This window comes from Lancefieldella rimae ATCC 49626 (assembly GCF_000174015.1).
In the GTDB taxonomy this organism is placed as follows: domain Bacteria; phylum Actinomycetota; class Coriobacteriia; order Coriobacteriales; family Atopobiaceae; genus Lancefieldella; species Lancefieldella rimae.
The window spans coordinates 508,822-532,359 of record NZ_ACFE01000001.1 but is presented as its reverse complement, the minus strand read 5'-3'; the positions used below and the strand labels follow the sequence as shown (position 1 = coordinate 532,359).

At 51.7% G+C, this 23,538-nt stretch carries 20 protein-coding genes, 5 tRNA genes and 1 other annotated feature; all 25 genes read left to right on the top strand.

The genetic code is table 11. The features are described 5' to 3' along the window. Nucleotides 1-24 precede the first annotated feature (24 nt). The 25 genes from disA to hypB all read left to right on the top strand — a co-directional run bounded on the left by disA (nt 25) and on the right by hypB (nt 23,525). Entirely contained in the window at nt 25-1,104 is a 1,080-nt protein-coding gene (gene disA, locus ATORI0001_RS02530) for a DNA integrity scanning diadenylate cyclase DisA (protein ID WP_003148166.1), read from the top strand. After that, entirely contained in the window at nt 1,101-1,910 is an 810-nt protein-coding gene (gene ispD, locus ATORI0001_RS02525) for a 2-C-methyl-D-erythritol 4-phosphate cytidylyltransferase (RefSeq protein WP_003148501.1), read from the top strand. Before disA ends, ispD begins: the two co-directional genes overlap by 4 nt. A 1-nt stretch (nt 1,911) precedes the next feature. Beyond that, the gene (gene ispF, locus ATORI0001_RS02520) at nt 1,912-2,388 is read left to right on the top strand and encodes a 2-C-methyl-D-erythritol 2,4-cyclodiphosphate synthase (protein ID WP_003148692.1); all 477 of its coding nucleotides are present in this window, start codon (nt 1,912-1,914) and stop codon (nt 2,386-2,388) included. 19 nt (nt 2,389-2,407) lie between these two features. Continuing rightward, entirely contained in the window at nt 2,408-3,949 is a 1,542-nt protein-coding gene (gene cysS, locus ATORI0001_RS02515; RefSeq protein WP_003148811.1) for a cysteine--tRNA ligase, read from the top strand. 16 nt (nt 3,950-3,965) lie between these two features. Continuing rightward, the gene (rlmB, locus tag ATORI0001_RS02510; protein WP_003148641.1) at nt 3,966-4,937 is read left to right on the top strand and encodes a 23S rRNA (guanosine(2251)-2'-O)-methyltransferase RlmB; all 972 of its coding nucleotides are present in this window, start codon (nt 3,966-3,968) and stop codon (nt 4,935-4,937) included. Next, a complete protein-coding gene (locus ATORI0001_RS02505) occupies nt 4,937-5,524 on the top strand; it encodes an NYN domain-containing protein (RefSeq protein ID WP_003148280.1) in 588 nt (195 codons plus the stop codon). The genes rlmB and ATORI0001_RS02505 overlap by 1 nt, the downstream gene beginning before the upstream one ends. Before the next feature lie 472 nt (nt 5,525-5,996). Continuing rightward, entirely contained in the window at nt 5,997-6,149 is a 153-nt protein-coding gene (locus ATORI0001_RS07810) for a hypothetical protein (protein ID WP_003148369.1), read from the top strand. Between the two features lie 81 nt (nt 6,150-6,230). Beyond that, nucleotides 6,231-6,306: transfer RNA gene (locus tag ATORI0001_RS02500), tRNA-Thr, on the top strand. Between the two features lie 229 nt (nt 6,307-6,535). Continuing rightward, nucleotides 6,536-7,318, top strand: a complete 783-nt coding sequence (locus ATORI0001_RS02495; protein WP_003148202.1) for a class I SAM-dependent methyltransferase — start codon at nt 6,536-6,538, stop codon at nt 7,316-7,318. A 318-nt stretch (nt 7,319-7,636) separates the two neighbouring features. After that, nucleotides 7,637-7,720: transfer RNA gene (locus ATORI0001_RS02490), tRNA-Tyr, on the top strand. A 1-nt stretch (nt 7,721) separates the two neighbouring features. Next, a tRNA-Thr gene (locus ATORI0001_RS02485) sits at nt 7,722-7,797 on the top strand. Between the two features lie 25 nt (nt 7,798-7,822). Further along, nucleotides 7,823-7,899, top strand: a tRNA-Met gene (locus ATORI0001_RS02480). Nucleotides 7,900-8,004: 105 nt separating this feature from the next. Beyond that, complete coding sequence (tuf, locus tag ATORI0001_RS02475; protein ID WP_003148632.1) at nt 8,005-9,210, top strand: elongation factor Tu; 1,206 nt, start codon at nt 8,005-8,007, stop codon at nt 9,208-9,210. Nucleotides 9,211-9,371: 161 nt separating this feature from the next. Next, nucleotides 9,372-9,521 carry a 50S ribosomal protein L33 gene (gene rpmG / locus ATORI0001_RS07715; protein ID WP_012809261.1) on the top strand — a complete coding sequence of 50 codons (150 nt, stop codon included), beginning with the start codon at nt 9,372-9,374 and terminating at the stop codon, nt 9,519-9,521. A 17-nt stretch (nt 9,522-9,538) separates the two neighbouring features. Then, a tRNA-Trp gene (locus ATORI0001_RS02470) sits at nt 9,539-9,614 on the top strand. A gap of 83 nt (nt 9,615-9,697) precedes the next feature. Then, nucleotides 9,698-10,069, top strand: coding sequence for a preprotein translocase subunit SecE (gene secE / locus ATORI0001_RS02465; RefSeq protein WP_003148788.1), 372 nt, complete (start codon nt 9,698-9,700; stop codon nt 10,067-10,069). 2 nt (nt 10,070-10,071) lie between these two features. Next, nucleotides 10,072-10,626 carry a transcription termination/antitermination protein NusG gene (gene nusG / locus ATORI0001_RS02460; protein WP_003148516.1) on the top strand — a complete coding sequence of 185 codons (555 nt, stop codon included), beginning with the start codon at nt 10,072-10,074 and terminating at the stop codon, nt 10,624-10,626. Between the two features lie 124 nt (nt 10,627-10,750). Beyond that, nucleotides 10,751-11,179: a 50S ribosomal protein L11 gene (gene rplK / locus ATORI0001_RS02455; RefSeq protein ID WP_003148290.1), complete on the top strand. Its 429-nt coding sequence runs from the start codon at nt 10,751-10,753 to the stop codon at nt 11,177-11,179. Nucleotides 11,180-11,297: 118 nt separating this feature from the next. After that, a complete protein-coding gene (gene rplA, locus ATORI0001_RS02450) occupies nt 11,298-12,005 on the top strand; it encodes a 50S ribosomal protein L1 (protein WP_040324491.1) in 708 nt (235 codons plus the stop codon). Between the two features lie 405 nt (nt 12,006-12,410). Further along, nucleotides 12,411-12,548, top strand: a sequence feature (ribosomal protein L10 leader region). A 64-nt stretch (nt 12,549-12,612) separates the two neighbouring features. Next, on the top strand, nt 12,613-13,134 hold the full coding sequence (gene rplJ, locus ATORI0001_RS02445; RefSeq protein WP_003148360.1) for a 50S ribosomal protein L10: 522 nt from the start codon (nt 12,613-12,615) through the stop codon (nt 13,132-13,134). A 124-nt stretch (nt 13,135-13,258) separates the two neighbouring features. Beyond that, nucleotides 13,259-13,642: a 50S ribosomal protein L7/L12 gene (gene rplL, locus ATORI0001_RS02440; protein ID WP_003148381.1), complete on the top strand. Its 384-nt coding sequence runs from the start codon at nt 13,259-13,261 to the stop codon at nt 13,640-13,642. Nucleotides 13,643-14,113: 471 nt separating this feature from the next. Further along, nucleotides 14,114-17,566: a DNA-directed RNA polymerase subunit beta gene (gene rpoB, locus ATORI0001_RS02435; protein ID WP_237755889.1), complete on the top strand. Its 3,453-nt coding sequence runs from the start codon at nt 14,114-14,116 to the stop codon at nt 17,564-17,566. A gap of 5 nt (nt 17,567-17,571) precedes the next feature. Continuing rightward, entirely contained in the window at nt 17,572-22,014 is a 4,443-nt protein-coding gene (locus ATORI0001_RS02430) for a DNA-directed RNA polymerase subunit beta' (protein WP_003148828.1), read from the top strand. 190 nt (nt 22,015-22,204) lie between these two features. Beyond that, the gene (locus ATORI0001_RS02425; protein WP_237755876.1) at nt 22,205-22,555 is read left to right on the top strand and encodes an ArsR/SmtB family transcription factor; all 351 of its coding nucleotides are present in this window, start codon (nt 22,205-22,207) and stop codon (nt 22,553-22,555) included. 295 nt (nt 22,556-22,850) lie between these two features. Continuing rightward, nucleotides 22,851-23,525: a hydrogenase nickel incorporation protein HypB gene (gene hypB, locus ATORI0001_RS02420; protein WP_003148244.1), complete on the top strand. Its 675-nt coding sequence runs from the start codon at nt 22,851-22,853 to the stop codon at nt 23,523-23,525. Nucleotides 23,526-23,538: the final 13 nt, after the last annotated feature.

Here is a 23,538-nt window from a genome sequence, read left to right as displayed (position 1 = left end):
CCAGCTTTCATACAGGGGAGGGTCATGGAGTCTTCGCAGTTTGAACAAATACCAGATGACACCGCTGAGCGACGAGCGCTTGCTATTAAAATGACAGCCCCTGGAACGGCTCTCCGTGTCGCATTGGACATGATTCTTGCAGGACACCTTGGGGCACTTATTTGTGTGGGTGATCGCGAAAACGTTCTTGCGGCAGGCAGCGATGGATTTGCCCTGGATGTTTCCTTTACGGCAAACCGCCTCTTTGAGCTGTGCAAAATGGACGGTGCCGTGGTTATTGACAAAGACCTTACGCGGATTGTGCGTGCTAACTTTCACTTAAATCCTGACGCTACGCTTCCGACGGCAGAAACAGGAACGCGCCATAGAACTGCTGCTCGTATGAGCCTGCTTACTAAGTCAATCGTTTTGGCAGTTTCTTCTCGCCGTTCGCTCATTACGGTGTATGTTGACGGTCGGGCCATTCAGTTGAAGTCGGTACCAGCAATTATGACGGCGGTCAGTCAGCTTTCCGTTGCCATGCAAAGCACGCGCCAGGCCCTTGACCGGGAGCTTTTACGCCTTACGGCTCTTGAACTGGACAACTATGTAACACTTGGTGACGTTGCTGAGACGTTCTATCTTTTTGAAGTACTTATGACCGTGGCTGAGCAGCTTGACGCGCATATTCTTGAACTCGGCAATGAAGGAAAAATCACCGCTATGCAACGTGAAGAATACTTGGGCGGTGTGAATGAGGCATATAACCTTATGATTCGCGATTATGCTGAAGATTCGTCTGTTGAAAACGCGCGCTCTATCCGTCGGATATTCCACACAACGGAGAATACGGAGCTTCGCTCTGCCCAAGTGGTCGGTCGTATCCTTGGATATGACCAAGACCTTCCTGCGGATACCGCTATGGTTCCGCTTGGCTTGCGTACCCTTTCACGCGTTTCTGTGGTTCGTGATGATATGGCCGCAAAAATTGTTGACGAATATGACTCTTTGCAGGAACTTCTCAACGTGGCCGAAACCAATCCCAATCGTTTGGATGATTTGGGCATTGAGAACCCCGGCGCTCTGGCCAATGCGCTGCGCCGCATGTGGGGGAAGTCCGAATGAGAGTTTCCGGCGCCTGCACACAAATCAAGACTTCTTGCGCCCGAGTTGTCGAGAAGAGCAATGGCCCCGACACCGTGGCCGTGATTGTTGCCGGCGGTATCGGTGAGCGCTTTGGCTATCCGGGCGGTAAACAGTTCATTAACCTTTGCGGACTGCCTTTGATGAGCTGGTCCATTTTGGCGTTTGATCATGCGCCGAGTATTGCGCACGTGGTCATTGCGTGTTCTCCGGAAAAAGTGGATGCCGTACGAGAGTCGGTGCTTTCAGGCCTTAAGCTTCACAAGCCAATTACCTTTGCTGCATCAGGAAAGACGCGCCAGGCATCGGTGTATTCTGCGCTTAAGGCAACTCCACGCGGCTTTGATTTGGTAGCTGTACACGATGCGGTGCGTCCGCTCATTGAAGTGGAGACCATTGAACGCGTTATTTCTCGCGTGCGCTCAGATGCTGCTCTTGCAGGAGCTATTTGCGCGACTCGCGCCGTGGATACGCTCAAGCGCGTTGAAGGTTCTACCATTGTAAGTACGCCTGACCGCTCGTTTTTGTGGGCTGCTCAGACACCGCAGGTTTTTCGCAAAAGCATACTGGTTGAAGCCCATGAAAGAGCTCTTCAAGAACGGATAGCGGCAACGGATGATTCTTCGCTTGTTGAGCATTTGGGTGGCGTGGTTGAAGTGGTTGAGTCGTCCAATGACAACATTAAAGTAACCTATCCTTCTGACCTTACCATCTGTGAAGCGCTTCTCGGCAAGCATCTCATGGATGGCGCTGACTCCTGTATTCCGTTTGACGGTGGGGAGGCATAAGGTGACACTTCACATTGGACACGGATATGATGTGCACCGACTTGTGCCGGAGCGAAAGCTGGTGCTGGGCGGTGTAGAGGTACCCTTTGATCGGGGACTCTTGGGTCATTCGGATGCAGATGTCCTTGCGCACGCTCTGATGGATGCGCTTTTGGGAGCACTTCGTGAGGGTGATATCGGTCAGCTTTTTCCAGACAGCGATCCCGCGTATGCGGGTGCGGATTCCATGGATCTTCTCGCCGCTGTTGGCGAGCGGGTAAGAAAAGCAGGCTATCATATTGTGGATTGCGACTGCACAATCGCTGCTCAGGAGCCCAAGCTTATGCCGTATCGTGATGTCATGCGTTCGCGGATGGCCGAGGCTTTGGGGGTATCCAAGGCGTGTGTGGGCGTGAAGGCCACCACCACCGAAGGGCTTGGCTTTGTCGGCACAGGTGAGGGAATCGCCGCCTGGGCGGTTGTGATTTTGGAGTCTTAATTTAAAGCAGGGAGTGTACATGCTCGTTTACAATACTCAGACGCATCGCAAAGAGACTTTTACACCCATTGATGAGGGAAAAGTTCGGATGTATGTCTGTGGTCCTACGGTGTATGACCAGATACATATCGGTAATGCACGCACGTTCTTATCGTTTGATGTAATACGCCGATACCTCATGCATGCAGGATACGAGGTTACCTTTGCACAAAATTTGACGGATGTTGACGATAAGATTATCAATCGTGCTCTTGAGCAGGGGCGTACGGCGCAGGAGGTTGCAGAGGAATACTCTTCCGCCTTCATTGAGCAGATGCACCGCTTTAACATTCTTGATCCCGACATTCGTCCGCGCGCCACGCACGAGATCAATGCCATGGTTGAGATGATCCAATCCCTCATTGATCAGGGATTTGCCTACGCAGTGCCGTCGGGAGACGTGTACTTCTCGGTGCGAGCGGATCACAATTATGGTGTGTTGTCTGGTCGCGATCTTGATCAGCTTCGTGCAGGCGAGCGCGTTGAGGTCAATACCGAGAAGCGCGATCCGTTTGATTTTGCCCTTTGGAAGACTGCAAAGCCCGGTGAACCCAGCTGGCCGAGTCCATGGGGAGAAGGGCGTCCCGGCTGGCATTCTGAGTGCTGCGCCATGATTCACCGCTACCTTGGAACGCCAATTGATATCCACGGTGGTGGGGCTGACCTCGTGTTTCCGCATCATGAAAACGAAACGGCTCAGGCAAGCTGCTGCTGGCATGAGCCTTTGGCAAACTATTGGATGCATGCGGGTATGCTTCGCGTGGAGGGCGAGAAGATGTCCAAGTCCCTGGGCAACTTCTATACGCTCAAAGAAGTGCTGGATTCCTACTCAGCAGATGCGGTTCGACTTTTGATGCTGCAGACGCACTATCGTGCGTCGCTTGATTTTTCTTTCGAGCGCTTGGACGGTGCTATCGGTACGCTTGAGCGTATGAAGACCTGTGTGGCTAATTTGCGCTGGGCTGCTAAAAACGCTCAGAGTACTGAGCGTTCTGCTGATGCTGGACGCTCTGCCAATACCGGAGATGCGACACAAGATCACAAGCAGTCTGACCGCGAAAATGAGCTTACCTCAGCCATTGGCACTGCGTGCGAGAACTTTGAGCGCTCCATGGCAGATGATTTCAATACGGCAGAAGCCCTTGCCGCGATGTTCACGTTGGTTACTGCTGCAAATACCTATCTTGCCGATGCGGCCGATGCAATTAACGCAAAATTGACGCTTCATGCTGCTGATACGTTGACAGAACTTTTTGGAGTGTTGGGAATTAGCGTCAACACGGACAAAGCGTCCGACGAACTCCCTCATGAGCTTATTGATTTGGCAAAGTCCCAAGCAGGCTATGAGGGAGAGAGCGTCACGCAAGCGGCAGAAGCTCTTCTTTCTGCTCGTCAAAACGCGCGTGCCGAGAAGAACTGGGTGGTTGCAGATGCCATCCGTGATGGCATTGCTGGTCTGGGACTTCTGATTGAAGACACGGCTTCGGGTGCTCGTCTGAAATACAATTCGCGCAAGGATTAATAGCAAGGATTAATACATGGCACAGAGAGCGCAGAGATATACGGCACAGAAGCATGCGGCACAGGGACAGCAGAGACATATGGCACAGGGGCAGCAGCCGCACAAAAGAAAGAAACGTGCTGATTCGAGGGAAGCTTGTGGTACAAAAGACCACCGGAGTGGCGGTTATAGGCCAAGGGACATTCGTACATCTGACGATACTCGCGGAGCCAGAAAATCTCGAACTTCTCGGCAAAAGAGTGCCTTTGATTTGATTGAGGGTCGCCGCGCGGTTGCAGAGGCGCTTGCCTTAAACATTCCGCTTAAGAATGCGCTGGTACAGGTGTCCTCAGGCGAGCGGGATCAAGAGATTGAAACGCTTGCCAAACAGCTTTCATCCGACGGCGTTCCTGTTGAGCGGGTGCCTCGGCAGGTTTTGGACGCCCTTTCAAGTCATGGCGCTCATCAGGGCGTTATTGTGCGGACCCGACCTTTTGAATACGCGGAACTTTCCGACATTCTTGAGAAAGCGGGTTCAAAAGACGCGCTGGTAGTGGTGCTCGATCATGTAACCGATGAAGGTAACTTTGGCGCTATCGTCCGATCTGCTGAGGTAGTTGGTGCCGCAGGGGTGGTGATTGCCAATGCACGTGCTGCTCAGGTGGGTGTGGGCGCGTACAAAACCTCTGCCGGTGCCGTTTTGCATGTGCCGATAGCGCGGGTTTCTAACGTATCGCGAGCGCTTGAAGAACTGAAAGCCGCAGGATTTTGGACATGTGGCGCTACCGAGCATGCCGCGGACGATGTGTGGAGCGCGCCTTTGGGAGGACGCCTTGCGCTCGTGATGGGTTCTGAGGGTGCAGGCATTTCTCGTCTCGTGCTTGAAACGTGTGATTTTGCCTGCAAGCTTCCGCAGCGTGGAAAGATTGAATCGCTGAACGTGGCACAGGCTACGACCGTTATGTGCTACGAATGGTTGCGTCGTGTGAGTATGGGCGGCGTTTCATAATGTCCGTGCGAGAAGACCGCGAACTTCTCATCGTTGACGGCTATAACGTGATGCATGCCACTGCTCGTTATGAAGGCCTGATTGACGGGGCAAATCAAGCTGACGGTTTAGTGAGTTCGGCGGATGCTGCATATCACATGGACGGCGACCCCTTTATTCGTGCTCGTGAGGCGCTCATTTCCGATGTGGCAACGTTTGCGCATCATCGATACAAGGCGGTCATTGTGTTTGACGGGGCGGGTAACGTAAACCCTGAACGACCTGATCGTTCACGAGCCGGTGTCAAACTTATTTTCTCAAAGCCCAATCAGAGTGCGGATACCGTTATCGAAAAACTGGTTACGGAAGCGCGAGAAGCCGGTCGGTCCGTTTCTCTCGTCACTTCCGATAAGGACGTTCGCTCAACGGTTGGGTTTGGTCCCGGTGAGGTGACACGCATTTCAAGTGCGGCACTTGTGCGTGATGTTGAGGTGAGCGATACGGCTATTGATGATTTACAGCGCGAAACGGGGCGTACGCGTATGACTTTGGAGGATCGTCTGTCTTCCGAGCAGCGACAGCGCCTTTGGAATCTGCTGGATCAGTAGGGGGTTGTAGCTGTTTCGGCTGTTCCAGGTATTTCAACGACTTAAGCTATCTCAGGTATCCAAGAAACCCCAAGAATCCCAGCGTTATTCTTGCCTAAAAACACCTGCTTGCGGCTATACCACGTGTGGCTACCATACGCTGTTGCCCGTCTACTTATTGGCTCGCCCGCTTGGAATACTCGCCTAGAGCACCTACTCGAAATGCTCCACAGCAATCGTTTACTGGTGGTTTTCACGACCACCCGTCTCTTAAAATCACCACTAAGCATGTGGATTCCAAAAAACGTACCAAAAGCACTGTTTAGTGGTGGTTTGATTCACCACTAAACGCTCAAATTGACGAAAAACCACCACTAAACACACGTTTTGCTTCCAAAAACACCACTAAACCACGAGTTTGATCCAATTGCGAGAAGAACTTCGTTTAGTGGTGGATTTTCCTTGCCACAATCTCGTTTACTGGTGGATTCGATTGGCGACAATCGCGGTTGGCAACAGCATCGGCTTGCCGAACCTCAGCTACCAGCAGAACTTCGGTCAGTGGCGAGAAGAACTTCTTGCCCTGTGCACCGTGCTGGGTCTGCGCAGGTGCTCAATGGGACAGCTTGAGTACTATGATTTGTGAGTTTTTCAAGAGAAGCAACTTTCAATAAAATGCCTCTAGACTCCTCCGATAAAACTCGGTATCATTACTCACGCATCAAAAGCCGCTATAGCTCAGCTGGTAGAGCAACTGACTTGTAATCAGTAGGTCCCGGGTTCGAAGCCTGGTGGCGGCACCATTGCATTTTAACCTCTTGGGTTTTCCGGGAGGTTTTTTATTACTTTCACGGTCTTCCAATAAGTTAGCCATCATTTACAATATATGCCTAGCACTAGCTAGAGTGAGCTATCACGAACCAGCACAACCAGTACTAGCCAGCGTGAACAAGCGCGAACCGGCGCTCTGTACAGGTCGATGTCGTATGAGGCCTCTATGAACTATCCATATGAAATACGAAAGGAAATAGTATGGTCGACTATAAGAATTGGATTCCTCGGGGTATGTTGGCAGCTTCGGGAGGCGGAACTCTCGTGGCACTTGTCGGCGTGGTGATATGCAAAATAAGTGGTGCTGTACAGGGCGTTCGCCTCTGCGCGTTGATTCTTTTTGGAGTGTTATTTGTCGCGTTTGGCTTGTTTTTCTTATGGGCAACCTTTGCGTATTGTGCGTTTTCGTATCGTGGCCGGCGACATCTTTCAAAAGACATCGTTGAAGGAGTAGCTGCATACGTGCAGCTCCCTCAGGATGGTTTGGGACTTGATGTCGGCTGCGGAAGCGGAGCTTTGACCATAGCTTGTGCAAAAGCAAATCCTCAAGCGTCAATGATCGGGATTGACCGCTGGGGGAAGGAGTACGCTTCGTTCAGTAAGCGTCTATGTGAGAACAATGCTCGTGCCGAGAAGATCGGCAATGCTTCATTTCAGGCAGGCGATGCCGTAAAACTTGATTTCGCTGACGAGACTTTCGATGCGGTTGTCAGCAATTACGTTTACCACAATATAACTCGTATTGATCGACAGCGGCTCCTGCGTGAAACGCTCCGTGTACTCAAAAAAGGTGGCACCTTTGCCATACATGATCTTATGGACCCTCGTCGCTATGGTGATATGCAGGCATTTATACAGAGCCTGAAAGATGAGGGTTACGAGAGTGTAGAGCTTTTGGATACGGCTTCAGGAAAGTTCATGAGTATGCACGAAAGTCGTTGGCTCATGCTGTCGGATTCAAAACTCCTAGTAGGGAAGAAATAAGAAGCGCAGAATGCCTCAGTAAAGAGTGCAGAACGCCTCATGCATAATGCCTCAATAAGAAGCGCAAATGCCTTACGAAAAAAATCTCTCCTGGGCGGATAAAAAGAGATACTGCGCATAAGCACAATGCGTTAAAGATGTGTGCAATATGTCAAAGTACTTCTCGGTAAAAATGGAGATTTTTTGATAAGATACGCCCGGGAGCGTGGTTTGCGTTGACAAGAGTGGGGAAGCAACGTATTATTTTCCCGCTTACGAGGTGAGAGACAGGAATTAATCCTTCTTATATCACGTGGTAAGTGCCTGAAAAGAGCAAATGGGGATATGGCACAGCGGCAACTGCGGCGGACTGTAAATCCGCTCCCTCTGGGTTCCTTGGTTCGAGTCCAAGTATCCCCACCACGCCCGTGTAGCTCAGTCGGTAGAGCACTTCGTTGGTAACGAAGAGGTCACCGGTTCAAATCCGGTCGCGGGCTCCATTTGTATTTTTAGGTATACACCGATGCCGGTGTAGCTCAGCTGGTTAGAGCACGCGGCTCATACCCGCGATGTCACTGGTTCGAATCCAGTCACCGGTACCAGATTCTTTGCAGTGTATGTACAGTAATGTGGGTATACTGTTGGAATATACAGAGAAGTTTCACCACGGTCTAGCCCGAGGGTTAGTTCCAGAAGGAGGATTGGCAATGGCCAAGGAAAAGTTTGACCGCTCTAAGCCACACGTAAACATCGGTACGATTGGTCACGTCGACCACGGTAAGACTACCCTTACTGCAGCAATCACCAAGGTTCTCTCTGAGACCGAGGGCTGCAAGGCAGACTTTACCGCCTTCGAGAACATCGATAAGGCTCCCGAAGAGCGTCAGCGTGGTATTACCATTTCCGTTGCTCACGTTGAGTATGAGACATGGGAGCGCCACTACGCTCACGTTGACTGCCCAGGTCACGCAGACTACATCAAGAACATGATTTCCGGTGCAGCTCAGATGGACGGCGCAATCCTCGTTATTGCTGCTACCGATGGTCCTATGGCTCAGACCCGCGAGCACATTCTTCTTGCACGTCAGGTTGGCGTTCCTTACATCATCGTCTTCCTGAACAAGTGCGATATGGTTGATGACGAAGAGCTCATTGACCTCGTTGAGATGGAAACCCGTGACCTTCTGTCCGAGTATGACTTCCCCGGAGACGATCTTCCTATCGTCCGCGGCTCCGCTCTTGGTGCTCTTAACGGAGAAGAGAAGTGGATGGAGTCCGTCCGCGAGCTCATGCACACCGTTGATTCTTACATCCCAACACCTGCTCGTGACAACGAGAAGCCATTCCTGATGGCAATTGAGGACGTCATGACCATTTCTGGTCGTGGTACCGTTGCTACCGGCCGTGTTGAGCGCGGTGAGCTTAAGCTCAATGAGCCTGTTGAGATTGTTGGTATCAAGCCTACTCAGCAGTCTGTTGCTACTGGCATTGAGATGTTCCGTAAGACCATGGACTTCTGCGAGGCTGGCGATAACGTCGGTATTCTTCTTCGTGGCGTTAAGCGTGAGGATATTGAGCGCGGTCAGGTTCTCTGCAAGCCTGGTTCAGTTACTCCACACAAGAAGTTCACTGGTGAGGTTTACGTTCTTACCAAGGACGAAGGCGGCCGTCACACACCGTTCTTCTCCGGTTATCGTCCTCAGTTCTACTTCCGCACCACCGATGTCACCGGTGACATCTATGAGCTCACCGATGCAAATGGTGGTAAGGTTGAGATGGCTATGCCTGGCGACCACATCACCGTTGGTTGCGAGCTTATCCACCCAATCGCTATGGAGACCGGTCTTAAGTTTGCTATCCGCGAGGGTGGCCACACCGTCGGCGACGGTCGTGTCTCTACCATTATTGAGTAGACAGCACCGTAATCGGTAATGTTTTCACTGACCCGGTGCCCTTAAGGGTGCCGGGTTTTTTATGAATATCGGATTCTGGTTGACACGGAGTGCTACTAGGTAATAGACTTATCAGCCGCGTCACATTTTAGATCAGCACGTGACCGTGTTCAGGAGGAATAATGCGCACACTCGTTACTCTCGCTTGCACTGAGTGCAAGCGTCGTAATTACACTACGGATAAGAACAAGTCCAACAACCCCGATCGTATGGAGTTGAAGAAGTACTGCCCGTGGTGCCACAAGCACACGGTACACCGTGAGACTCGCTAGGCTAGTGGGTCAAATTTAGGCCAGTAGCTCCAATGGTAGAGCGGCGGTCTCCAAAACCGTTTGTTGAGGGTTCGAGTCCTTCCTGGCCTGCCAGATTAAACCACCGGCCTTACCCGTACGGGAAGGCCGGTTTGTATGTTTGCTTGGGTAAGAAAGACCCCGAAGGAGATTAAGGGATGGCAAACCGAGAGCGTAACAAGAGGAGTGTCCGTAAGGCGCGTGCTGCACAGCGTGCACAACGTGAAGCCGTACAGGCTTCGGCTGCCCCTGTTGCTGAGGTCAAGGCTGCTAAAGTTGCAAAGGCTAGCTCTGCGAAACAGGAAAAAGCGCTTGAGCGCAAGAGCAACCCTGGCTTTTTCGGACGAATCAAGAACTATTTCAGTGGTGTTCGCACAGAGATGCACCGTGTGGTATGGCCAACGAAGCCTGAACTGGCCAACTGGTCACTTGCCGTTATTTGCATGGTTGTCTTTTTTGGTCTGATGACCTTTCTGGTGGATACCGGTATCGTTGCCGGCCTTGTCAGATTTACAGGACTAAGGGGATAAGCATGGCAAAACGCTGGTATGTTCTTCATACCTATTCAGGATATGAGAACAAAGTCATGAACGATCTTGAGCATCGCGTTGAGGCCTATGGCCTTCAGGATGCCGTTGTGGACGTTCAGGCTCCAGGCGAGATGGTTACGGAAGTTAAAAAGCGTGGCGAGAAGGACGTGACCTCCACAAAAGAAGTCAAGTTCTATCCGGGCTATGTTTTGGTACGTATGGAGCTTGACGATAACACATGGTCCGTCGTACGCAATACTCCGGGCGTTACCGGCTTTTTAGGCGTTGACGGTAAGCCGTCTCCGCTTCGCCGTGAAGAGTTCAATAAAATGATGCGTCGTTCCGGCGGTAAGGCTGACGCAACAACCCTTAAGCGCGTTACCACTGATGTTGAAGTCGGGCAGTCGGTACATGTTCTTTCCGGACCGCTTGCAGACTTTGACGGTATCGTGTCTGAGGTCAATGCTGAGTCTGGCAAGATTAAGGTCATGCTCACCATCTTTGGCCGCGAAACTCCGGTTGAGCTAACGCTTGATCAGATTTCCGTCAAAGACTAACAAACGAGTACCACTGTCGGTACGAGAACAAAGGTACATCCGCTTGACCTGCCTCATTGAGGATTGCTTCTCGGGAAAAGCGCGACGATAAATTGCGAAATGAGTTATTTCAGGAGGAAGTAACATGCCAGCTAAAAAGGTCGTTAACTTCATAAAGCTTCAAATCCCTGCTGGTCAGGCAAATCCAGCGCCTCCCGTAGGACCTGCTCTTGGTGCCGCTCAGGTCAACATCATGCAGTTCTGCCAGGCATTTAACGCTGCTACTCAGGATAAGGCAGGAGATATCATTCCTGTTGAGATCTTTGTCTACGAAGATCGTTCCTTTGATTTTGTCACCAAGACACCACCGGCGGCTCAGCTTATTAAAAAAGAACTTAAGCTTAAGAGCGGCTCGGGTGTTCCTCAGCGCGACAAGGTAGGCCAGCTCACCGATGAGCAGCTGACTAAGATCGCTGAGATCAAGATGCCGGATCTCAATGCGAATGACATTGAGGCCGCAAAGAAGATTGTCGCCGGTACTGCCCGCTCCATGGGCGTTACCATTGCCGAGTAGTTTGTTTTCTCGCCGGCGAGTAATTCTCGCCGGCTTGATGCTTCTCTGAAGGTGGCCATATAAAGGTATGGCCGTGATGTGGGAGGGCGGACGCCCGTTGACCACAGGAGGTATGGATATGTCAAAGCACGGAAAGAATTACACAAGCGCAGCTGCTAAGGTTGAGCGCGCAAAGCTTTACAGCCCCAAAGAGGCAATGACCCTTGCCAAAGAGCTTGCGAGCGCAAAGTTTGATGAAACCGTAGAGGTTGCCATTCGTTTGGGTGTCGATACCCGTAAAGCCGATCAGAACGTTCGCGGTTCAATTTCACTTCCTCACGGCACCGGTAAGAGCGTACGAGTTGCCGTCTTTGCCGAGGGCGAGAAGGCCCGTGAAGCGGAGGCTGCCGGCGCTGATCTCGTGGGTGGCGATGAGCTTGTCGAGGCCGTTCAGAAGGGCAACCTTGATTTTGATGCAGCTATCGCAACCCCTCAGATGATGGGTAAGGTCGGTAAGCTTGGTCGCATCCTTGGACCCCGTGGTCTTATGCCTAACCCCAAGCTTGGTACGGTAACCATGGATGTTGCAAAGATGGTTTCCGAGCTCAAGGCCGGTCGTGTTGAGTATCGCGCTGACCGTTACGGTATCTGCCATGTTCCTATGGGCAAGGCTTCCTTTGAGGTACAGCAGCTTGTTGAGAACTATGGCGCACTGTTAACCGAGATTCTTCGCGTGAAGCCTTCGTCTGCTAAGGGCAAGTACGTCAAGTCCGTTGTTATCTCTTCTACGATGGGCCCTGGCATTAAGGTTGACTCCACAAAAGTTCGTAACTTTATGGAGGACTAAGTTGTACTGGGCATATTGCTCAACAACGTCATAGGGCAGGAACAGGCGAGGTCCGGATTTTCGGGCCTCGCTTTTCTATGGACCTCTATTCTATGGGCCTCCACAGACCTGTGATGCACTTTTAAAAAGCTGTGAGGTACTTTTGCAGAGCTGTGAGGTACTTTTTTATGGCGAGAAGACCGGTTTTCTCGCTAAATGTACCTCACAGCCTCCTGTTTTGAAGCAGAAAAGTACATCACAGGTCGCAAGAAGTACATCACAGGTCGACGGATTTACCTCACAGGTCGCAAGAATGGCAGAAAGAAAAAGCATAGCCTGGATATCACATCAGATGATGATGCAAGATTTTGACTTGACGCACGAGAGGTTGTCGTGCGAGAATGACTAGCGCAAGATGTTCGTCTTGTAGTTGCACGTTCGCTGCCAAAGACAGCCGGTGTCTGGAAACAGACTTAAAGGGATTACCCGCCTGCCGAGGTGGTCTTGAAGATAGAATCCTCAGACCCCGCTTTGGTTGCAAAGTGGGGTCTTTTTCATGGAGGAGTTCATGTAGAGGGCCAACCACGTGGCGCTCGTGCCCGATACATGGATAAAGGAGGTGTATTGAATGCCAGCACAGAATAAGCTTGATATGCTCGAGAAGATCTCCGCATCTTTGGAGAACTCAAAGGGCGTTTTTGTCATCGATTATCGTGGTCTTTCCGTTAAGGAAACTCAGGAGCTTCGTCGCGCACTTCGCGCCGCTCACTCCGAGATGAAGGTGTACAAGAACAATATCGTCAAGATTGCTCTTAAGAATGCCGGTATGCCAGAGATTGACGACATGCTCGCCGGTACCTGTGCATATGTATTCTTTGAGAACGATCCTGTTGATGCGGCAAAGGTTATCAAGGAAGAGGCAAAGAAGCTCAAGAAGCTTGAATTCCTTGGTGGCATTGCTGACGGACAGGCTCTGAGTGCAGACGGCGCTAAGGCGTATGCTGATCTTCCTTCTCGCGAGGAACTTATCGCAAAGTTTGTCTTTGTTGCAGCAAGCCCGCTTTCTGGTATTGCTCAGGTTACCGCAGGTCCCGCACGGGCTCTTGCTACCGCACTTTCTGCAGTTGCAGATCAGAAAAACGCTGCGTAGTGTGGCGTAGGTCGCATCATGCAGTGAGCCGCAATACGCGGTTTTGTACGTAGTCGATATGAGCGCATAACATTCGTCTGTGCTCAAAACATGCGCGCACGCGCACTTTAAAAGGAGAATTGACATGGCTGTCACTAAAGATGAGATTATTGAGGCCCTGAAAGAGATGCCCGCACTCGAGCTTTCTGAGCTCGTTCACGAGCTTGAGGATGTCTTCGGCGTTTCCGCTGCTGCTCCTGTCGCAGTTGCAGCTGCTCCCGCAGCCGGTGGCGCTGCCGAGGGTGCCGCTGAGGAGAAGACCAACTTTGACGTTGTTCTTGAGGGCTTTGGCGCCAACAAGATTGCCGTCATTAAGGTTGTCCGTGAGCTCACTTCCCTTGGTCTCAAGGAGGCAAAGGAGGTCGTCGAGGGTGCTCCTAAGGCTGTTCTTGAGGGCGCAAAGAAGGATGACGCTGAGGCTGCTAAGGCTAAGCTTGAAGAGGCCGGTGCTACCGTTACCCTTAAGTAAACAGTGCTTAAACGCTGATTTACAAGGCTTTTGCGAGAAGATCTTCTCGCATATATGGTCTAACAATAAAGAGGCTGGGGATGAACCCAGCCTCTTTTTTATTGCGTGTACGGTTTTTGCTATGTGTATGGATGTGTACGGTTTTGTTACGTGTTCGGTTTTGCTACGCGCACAGTAAAAGGTTCGATGTAATTCTCCACAATTTCTACACAAATCTTGAGACATAAAATATATGGGGAAATGTAAAACCGCAGGTGAATTTTCAAAAGCAATAAGATAGCGAATATATTGCAAGAAATCAAGTATTTCTATTGACGGAAAAACAACACTTGACTAAATTATTAGGTTGCGATAATTGCCACCTTCCACCCTTTGAAGGAGGACAACCTGGTGTCTAACGCAAAGAATGTAGCACTGACTACACCCCAGGCACAGACTGGCCGTAGGACCTTTAGTAAAATCCCAGAAGCTATGCCACTTCCTAACCTCATTGAGGTTCAGCGGGAGTCGTTTGAGCGTTTCATGGGTGAGGGACTGCAAGAGTCCTTCTCAGAATTTTCACCGATCGAGAGCAATAACGGCACGATGGAAGTTGTCTTTGGTGACCACCAATTTGGTGACCCCATCAGCTCTATTGCCGAGTGCAGAGCCAAGGATATGACCTATCAAGCTCCGCTTATGGTGGATATCACCTTCTTGAACAAGGAGACGGGCGAGAAAAAGGAACAGCTCATCTATATGGGTGACTTTCCTCTCATGACCGAGCGCGGTACGTTTATCATCAACGGTACCGAGCGCGTTGTGGTTTCTCAGCTTGTTCGCTCTCCTGGCGTGTACTTCTCGGCAGAAATGGATAATGGCATACTGGTACACCATGCCCAGTTCATTCCTGCACGTGGTGCATGGCTTGAGTTTGAAATCGATAAGCGCGGGCATTTGGTTGTCTCCATTGACCGCAAGCGTCGTATGAGCGCAACAATCTTCCTTCGCGCGCTGGGCATTGCCGTTACCGACGATGAAATTCTTTCGCTTCTTGGAGATTCTGACGTCGTGCGCAATACCATCGAGCGCGATACGGCAACCACGAAAGAAGATGCTCTTCTTGAGGTGTTCCGCCGTCAGCGTCCGGGTGAGCCGCCAACCGTTGACTCCGCTCGCACACTGATTAACAACCTGTATTTTCATCATCAGCGCTATGATTTGGCTCGCGTTGGTCGCTATAAGATTAACAAGAAGCTTGGTCTTGAGATAGCTGCAGATCAGCGCATTTTAACCGATGAAGATATTGTCGCTGCTCTTCAGTTCTTGCTTGCGGTTCATGCAGGTGATGAGACAAAGCATCTTGACGACATCGACCACTTTGGTAATCGTCGTGTGCGTACCGTAGGCGAGCTTGTTCAAAATCAGTTCCGTATTGGTATGAGCCGTATGGAGCGTGTGGTTCGTGAGCGCATGGCGTCTCAGGATCCCGATGATATTGCACCTGATACCCTCATTAATATTCGTCCCATTGTGGCAGCCATTAAAGAGTTCTTTGGCTCTTCTCAGCTGTCTCAGTTTATGGATCAATCAAACCCTCTGGCCGGTCTTACCCACAAGCGCCGTTTGTCAGCGCTTGGTCCGGGAGGCCTTGCGGGTCACAAGTCAGGTTCTAGCCGCCGTACCAACGTACCAACGGCTGTCCGCGACGTCCACAACTCACACTACTCTCGTATGTGCCCCATCGAGACTCCCGAAGGCCCCAACATCGGTCTTATCGGCTCGCTGGCACTGTATGCGCACGTCAATGAGTACGGTTTTATCGAGGCTCCGTATCGTAAGGTCGCAGGTGGCAAGGCTACCAATGAGATCGTATGGATGACGGCAGATGAGGAAGAAAACCACATCATTGCGCCGGCAAATACGCCCATTGATCCTAAAACCGGCCGTTTTGTTGAGATTGACCATTCCGGCAAGGTAGTCAATGCTGATCGTGTCATTGCACGTACGCGCGACTTCGACGGTTCTTTTGGTGCTCCCGCACAGGTGTCCGTTGAAGACGTTGATCGCATGGACGTATCTCCGCGACAGCTTCTTTCCGTTGCGGCAAACCTGATTCCGTTCCTTGAGCACGACGATGCAAAGCGTACGCTCATGGGTGCAAACATGCAGCGTCAGGCAGTGCCTCTGATTCGCTCTCATGCACCATACGTTGGTACCGGCATGGAGGCCAGAGCGGCTCTTGATTCCGGAGAGCTTATTTGTGCAAAACATGCGGGCGAGATTACCGAGGCAGACGCCGCTCATGTAACCGTGTATTCGGATGAGTACGGTTCGGAGACGTATGATCTTCCTAAGTATGAGCGTTCCAATCAATCTACCTGCATCAACCATCGTCCCATTGTCAAAGTGGGCGACTTGGTAGAGAAGGGTCAGCCGCTTGCGGACGGTCCTTCCGTCGATCACTCCGAGTTGGCGCTTGGCGCGAACCTTACCGTGGCATATATGCCGTGGGAAGGCTACAACTACGAGGACGGCATCATCGTTTCCGAGCGCGTTATGCAGGAAGATCTTCTCACGTCCGTCAACATTTCTCGTCACGAGATTGACGCACGCGATACTAAGATCGGCTCCGAAGAGATTACGCGAGAGATCCCCAATGTTGGTGAGGACATGCTCGCCAACCTTGATGAAGACGGTATCATCCGCATTGGCGCCGAGGTTGGCCCCGGAGACATCCTTGTTGGTAAGGTCACTCCAAAGGGCGAGACATCTGAGACGGCGGAGGCAAAGCTTCTGCGCGCCATCTTTGGCAACAAGTCCAACGATGTCCGTGATACTTCGCTGCGCGTCCCCCACGGTTCATATGGCCGTGTCGTTGACGTTGTACGCTTTGACCGCAAAGACAAAGGCTCTGACGAGAAGGGCAATGAGCTTCCTCCAGGAGTCAATACGCTGGTTCGCGTCTACATTGCGCAGCGCAGAAAGATTCAGCAGGGCGATAAGATCGCGGGTCGTCACGGTAATAAGGGCGTTATCTGTAAGGTTCTGCCTGTTGAGGATATGCCGTATATGGCGGACGGTACGCCTATCGACGTAATTCTCGACCCATTGGGCGTTCCTTCCCGTATGAACGTGGGTCAGTTGCTTGAGTGCCACCTCGGCTGGGGTGCCGCTCATGGCTGGGACGACGATGATGCAGACTCCAAGCGCTATGTGCCCGGACCCATCCCCGTGTCCACGCCGCTTTTTGACGGTGCAACCGATGAAGACGTTGCGGAGATTGTCCGTCGTACCAACATCAACATGCTTAATAAGGCTCAGCAGGAGTATGGCGAGCATATGCGTGAGGAGTTTATTCCCCAGCTTAACGGACGCGGCAAGACCACCCTCTATGATGGTCGTACCGGTGAGGCATTCAAGAGTCCCATTACGGTTGGCTGCTCCTATATTCTGAAGCTTGGTCATATGGTTGACGACAAGATCCACGCACGTTCAACCGGTCCATACTCGCTGGTTACTCAGCAGCCGTTGGGCGGTAAGGCTCAGTTTGGCGGTCAGCGCTTTGGTGAGATGGAAGTTTGGGCACTGTATGCATATGGTGCCGCCAACGTTCTCCAGGAGATTTTGACCGTTAAGTCTGACGACACCAATGGACGTGTGAAGACCTACGAGTCCATCATCAAGGGAGAAAACATTCCTACGGCAGGCATTCCGGAATCCTTCAAGGTTCTGGTCAAAGAGATCCGCTCGCTTGCCCTGGACATTGAGCCAATTTCATATCGCAAGCGCAACGAGCAGACTCACAAGTCCACCGAGGATTCGAGTGAGAAGACCTTTGATGTTCTTGCCGGGCTTGAAGCAAACGAACTTGATGCCGATCCGTCTCAGGCTGACGATGATGTAGCAGCACTTGTAGGCGACGCGACCACCGATAAGGAGTAGCGACTGTGGCAGATTTCGATTCCACTGATTTTGACGCCATTAAGATTTCCCTGGCGTCTGCTGAAGATATTCGCAAATGGTCCCATGGTGAGGTAAAAAAGCCTGAGACCATCAACTACCGCTCCTTGAAACCGGAACGTGACGGTCTTTTCTGCGAGAAGATCTTTGGACCGGTGAAGGACTGGGAGTGTAATTGCGGCAAATACAAGGGCATTCGCTTTAAGGGCATTGTCTGCGAAAACTGCGGCGTTGAAGTGACAACCGCCAAGGTTCGCCGCGAGCGTATGGGCCACATTGAGCTTGCCGCTCCGGTAAGCCATATTTGGTACTTCAAGAGCCCTACAAGTTTCCCACTTGCGCGTCTTCTTGACATCAAGAGCAAAGACCTTGAGAAGGTTCTCTACTTTGCGTCGTATATCGTCACGAGTGTCGATACCGAAGCGCGAGAGGCTGACGCTGAAGACCTGCGCGAAGAGCTGGCAGCGGATCTTGAAGAGCTTGATGCCGAGCGCGACGATCAAATTGAGCGTCTCAAAGAGCAGGGAAAGCCTGCCGGCGAGGAGTTTGATGACTTCGAGCCTCTCTCTGAGGATGAAATTCGTGCCGGTATTGCCGATCTTGAAGAAGAGTACGAGGAAGAGAAGGTTCTTCGTCGCGAGGCATACGAGAAGTTCATGCAGCTTGAGACTCGTGAACTCATCACCGATGAAGGGCTCTTCTCCGAGCTTAAGCGCTACTATGGCATTTACTTTAAGGGTGGTATGGGCGCCGAGGCAATCCGCGAGCTTATCCGTGGTGTTGATTTGGACAAAGAGGCCGAGGAGCTCCGCGCCATTATCGCCAACGAGGATTCTCAAAAGCAAAAGCGCGAGAAGGCCATCAAGCGTCTTGAGATCGTTGATGCCTTCCTTAAGGGCGGAAACGATCCCGCTAACATGATTCTTGACGTCATTCCCGTTATCCCGCCTGATCTTCGTCCTATGGTTCAGCTTGACGGCGGTCGCTTTGCGGCATCTGACCTCAACGATCTGTATCGTCGTGTTATCAACCGCAATAACCGCCTGAAGCGTCTGCTTGATCTGGATGCTCCGGCAATCATCGTCAACAACGAGAAGCGCATGCTTCAGGAATCCGTCGATGCCCTCTTTGACAACGGCCGTCGAGGCCGTCCGGTAACCGGCAGGGGAGGCCGTCCTTTGAAGTCTCTTGCCGAGGCTCTCAAGGGCAAACAAGGCCGCTTCCGCCAGAACCTTCTGGGTAAGCGCGTCGATTATTCCGGCCGTTCCGTCATTGTCGTTGACCCGCATCTGAAGTTGCACCAGTGCGGTCTTCCGTCGGCCATGGCGCTTGAGCTCTTTAAGCCGTTTGTGATGCGCCGCTTGGTTGAGCTGCATAAGGTTGAAAACGTCAAGGGTGCGAAGCGCGCCATTGACCGTGGTCTTCCTGCGGTTTGGGACGTCCTTGATGAGGTCATTCAGAATCGTTTGGTACTCTTGAACCGTGCACCTACGCTTCACCGCCTGTCCATTCAGGCGTTTGAGCCAGTTCTTGTTGAAGGTAAGGCAATTCACCTTCACCCGTTGGTATGCGCTCCGTTTAACGCTGACTTCGACGGCGACCAGATGTCGGTTCACGTGCCCCTTTCCACTCAGGCACAGACTGAGGCTCGCGTACTCATGCTTTCGTCCAATAACCTGCGTAGTCCCGCATCCGGTAAGGTGCTTACCGTACCTTCTCAGGATATGGTTTTCGGTGTGTACTTCCTTACTTCGGAAAAGTCCGGCGAGCAAGACAAGACGCTGACGTTTGCAAGCTTTAACGATGCGCTTCTCGCCATTGACACAAATCCCGACCAGGATATTCAGGCGAAGGTTGTCGTTCGTGTAAGCTCGGCCGATGCGAACGCGCATGACGAGAACGGCCATCCAATCTTCCGCATTATGTGTGGCCGCGGCCAGTTTGAGGATTTGGACGTATCCGAGCATCCTCAGCGTTTTGAGACAACGGTTGGTCGCATCATCTTTAACCGTCAATGTCTGCCCGAGGATTACCCGTTCATTAACTACAAGATGGTGAAATCCGATATTGGCATGTTGGTCAATGATTGCTGCGATCGTTACCCGATGGCAGACGTTGAGCCGATCCTTGACGCCATTAAGGCAACGGGATTCCACTATGCCACCATTGCCGGTTTGACCGTTTCCGTGTGGGACGCAGTCATTCCCGACAATAAGGCACAGCTTTTGTCTGAGGCTCAGAAGCGCGTCGATCAGATTAACGAGTACTACGAGGATGGCTTCCTTTCCGAGCGCGAACGCCACACCGAGGTTGTTAATGCGTGGACGGAGTGCACCGATACGCTTGGCTCTGAGATGCTTGAGGGCTTTGCAGAGAATAACCCCATCTACATGATGGCCGATTCGGGCGCCCGTGGTTCCAAGACACAGCTTCGCCAGCTGGCTGGTATGCGTGGACTCATGGCTGATATGTCCGGTGAGACCATCGACCTTCCCATTAAGGCAAACTTCCGTGAAGGCCTTGAGCCACTTGAGTACTTCATTTCAACCTATGGTGCACGTAAGGGTCTTGTCGATACGGCTTCTCACACATCTGACTCAGGATATCTGACTCGCCGCCTTGTTGACGTTGCGCAAGACGTCATTGTGCGCGAGGAGGACTGCGGTACCGATGAGGCAATTACCTATCCCATTATTAAGCCCGGTCAGAGCTCCGTTGATGCCGATCTCGTAGGCCGTTGCACGCTTGAGGACGTTTGCGATCCCAAGACCGGCGAAGTTCTTATCGCAGCCGGCGGTTACGTAGAGTCTGTTGACGATCTGAAGAAGCTTATTGAGCACGGTTTGAAGAAGATTCGCCTCCGTGCGCTGCTTACCTGCAAGTCCAAATATGGCGTGTGTCAGAAGTGCTACGGCTGGGATCTTTCTACCCGTCGTCCGGTCAATATCGGTACGGCTGTCGGCGTTATTGCCGCTCAGTCCATCGGCGAGCCGGGTACTCAGCTTACGATGCGTACCATTCACTCCGGTGGTGTTGCCGGTGCCGAGGATATTACGCAGGGTCTCCCGACGGTCGCTCGTATGTTCGACGTTGTCGGTAATGTTAACGAGAAGATCCTCGGTCGTGAGGCCGACCTCGCTCCTGTTTCGGGCACGCTTCTCATTACGCCGGAGACGACCGAATATCTGCTTCGGATTGTTGACAGCGAAGATCACTCCCGCATTCTTGAGGAGTGGCGCGTTCCTGCTTCCGTTCGTTTCATGCCTGACATTGAGGAGGGCGTGGAAGTTCGTGCAGGCGATCAAATCACGCGCGGCTTTGTTAACTTCCGCTTGCTGCGTAAGCTTACTGACATCGAATCCACGATGCATACGTTTGTCGAGTCCGTTAAAGACGTCTACACGTCACAGGGCGTTGATCTGAACGACAAGCACATTGAGGTTATTGCCCGTCAGATGCTTCGTCGCGTTCAGGTTACGAACCCCGGCGATTCTCAGTATCTGCTGGGACAGTACGTTGACCGGTATGTTTTTGCGGATACGGTCAGGAATATCACGCTTGCCGGCGGTACGCCGCCTGAGGCCGAGCCTGCCATTTTGGGCACCTTAAAGGTTGCAAGCTCCATTGACTCTTGGCTCTCCAGCGCTTCGTTTATCCGTACCGCAGGCGTTCTCACGTCATCCGCCATTGAGGGCGATGTCGATCACCTGTTGGATCTCAAGTCCAACGTCATCGTTGGTAAGCAGATTCCTGCAGGTACCGGACTTTCCGCGTACAGCGACGTTGAACTTACCTATCACGGTACTAAGATTGACGGACCCACTTCCGATAGGGCGAAGGTGTTGCCGGATTGGGCGCCACAGAGCCTTAAAGATATTGAAGAGAAGCTTCCAAAGCAGCTTGATTGGGTTGGCGACGAATACGGCAACGGGAGCATTTTCTCGAAGAACGGGCGCACCCTTTCAAGTGAGGATGCCAAGCTGTACCTCTTTGACGACCTTGGGGTTTCCCAGCGCTGGACCAATAAGTTCTCCGAGGTTGGTATTGAGACGGTTGGGGATCTGATTGGCAAGACCGAAGAAGACCTTCTCCGTATTGACGGAATTGGCTCCAAGGCAATCGAAGAGCTCCGTCAAGGTCTCGATGCTCGCAATCTTCTCTACATCCTTGAGCCCGATGAGGACGAGGCCGACGCTGAGGATCTTTCTCAGCTGCTTAACATGGTCTTCTCGCCGGATGCTGACGGAGGGTTGATGCTTGGTACGGCTGCTCCGGCAACGCATGAAGACTCTGACCTTGAGCTTATTGGCAGCAGCAATACCGATAACCTTGATTCGGATATCATCAACGAAGATCTTGGCTCGCTTGATGACCTGCTTTCTCAGGTTGTACGTCTCGATGCACAGGCAGAAGGCAAAAAGACCAAATAGTTTTGCTTCGTGCAGCAATGCTTTAAGAACCCCGGCTTTGGTCGGGGTTCTTTTTATGAGTATGGGGACAGGCAGATAATGAGCTGAGTGAGCGAGAAGGACGAATACATACCATGTAAATATCGCGTAGGTATCCGTAAAGCAGGTATACTTGCAAGGAACGATTTCGATGAAGATAGAGTGGATAGCTATGAGTGAACTACACACAATCTGTGAGCCTATTTCAGAAGAAGCGCTTCGTGAATTTCTCGTGAACGACGATGTCATCTATGATGCAACGCAGATTTTTGATGCGCTTTCGGACTTTACTCGCTTTCAAATTCTTGGTGCGCTTGCGCTTGGCGAGAAGAGCGTTACAGAGCTGCAAGATCTTCTTCCTGTTTCGCAATCGGCAACTTCGCATCAGCTGCGCCTCCTGCGTGACAGGGGGCTGGTTACCGCTCACAGAGACGGTCGCCGTGTCATTTACTCCCTTGCCGACGAGCATGTTATTACGCTGATCAGCGTGGGCCTTGCACATGCGGCACACCTCCACGAGTGAGTTGAGACATATGGCATACCTCCACGAGTGAGCTGAGCGTTGAGGCGCACCGGAGTCAGCCTTGCGCATACGGCATGACTTTGCGGGCGCCTGGCTCCGTTCATCGATTGATGAGAAAACCGGCGCGATTTCGGTGTCATTTCAAGTATGCTGGTAAAATTAAACGGTAGTAGATTTTGCGGACGGAAGGTTTTGTGAACGGTACGTTTTGTGGATGGAGACTGCAATAGGGGAGTCTGTCTGCACTTTTCTCGTCTGCGCTGTCCACATAACGTAATTATCGGGGGAGACAATAATGAGTGACTATCGCGTCATAGAAGTTAAACAGAGCGTTTTGGCATCCAACGACCAAAAAGCCAACGAACTTCGCAGCAAAATGAAGGAAAAAGGGACACTGCTTATTAATTTGATGTCGTCTCCTGGGTCCGGAAAAACAACGATGCTTCGTCGAACCATCAAGGCACTTAAAGGGGAGCTTGATATTGCCGTTATGGAAGCCGACATTGATTCCGATGTCGATGCCGCCGCTATTTCAGAGGTGGGCGCTCAGACGATTCAGCTTCATACGGGAGGCATGTGTCATCTGGATGCCGCTATGTGTGCACAAGGACTCGAAGGTCTTGCCGCAGGCGACACCGACGTAATCTTCTTGGAAAATGTGGGCAACCTTGTGTGTCCTGCGGAATTTGATACGGGAGCGGGCGTTAATATCACCATTTTATCTGTTCCTGAAGGGGATGATAAACCGCTTAAGTATCCCCTTATGTATCAGGTTTGTGATTTGGTGCTTGTGAATAAAACGGACGTCATGCCATATTTTGATTTCGATCTCGATACCCTTTGCAAAAACGTCGCCATGCGCAACCCCAAGGCACGTGTTATCCCCATTTCGGCTCAGACGGGAGAGGGTATGGACGCGTGGTATCAGTGGCTGCGCGAGCGCGTTGCAGCGTGGAAGACAGAGAAGTAAGGTTAAAGTGGTT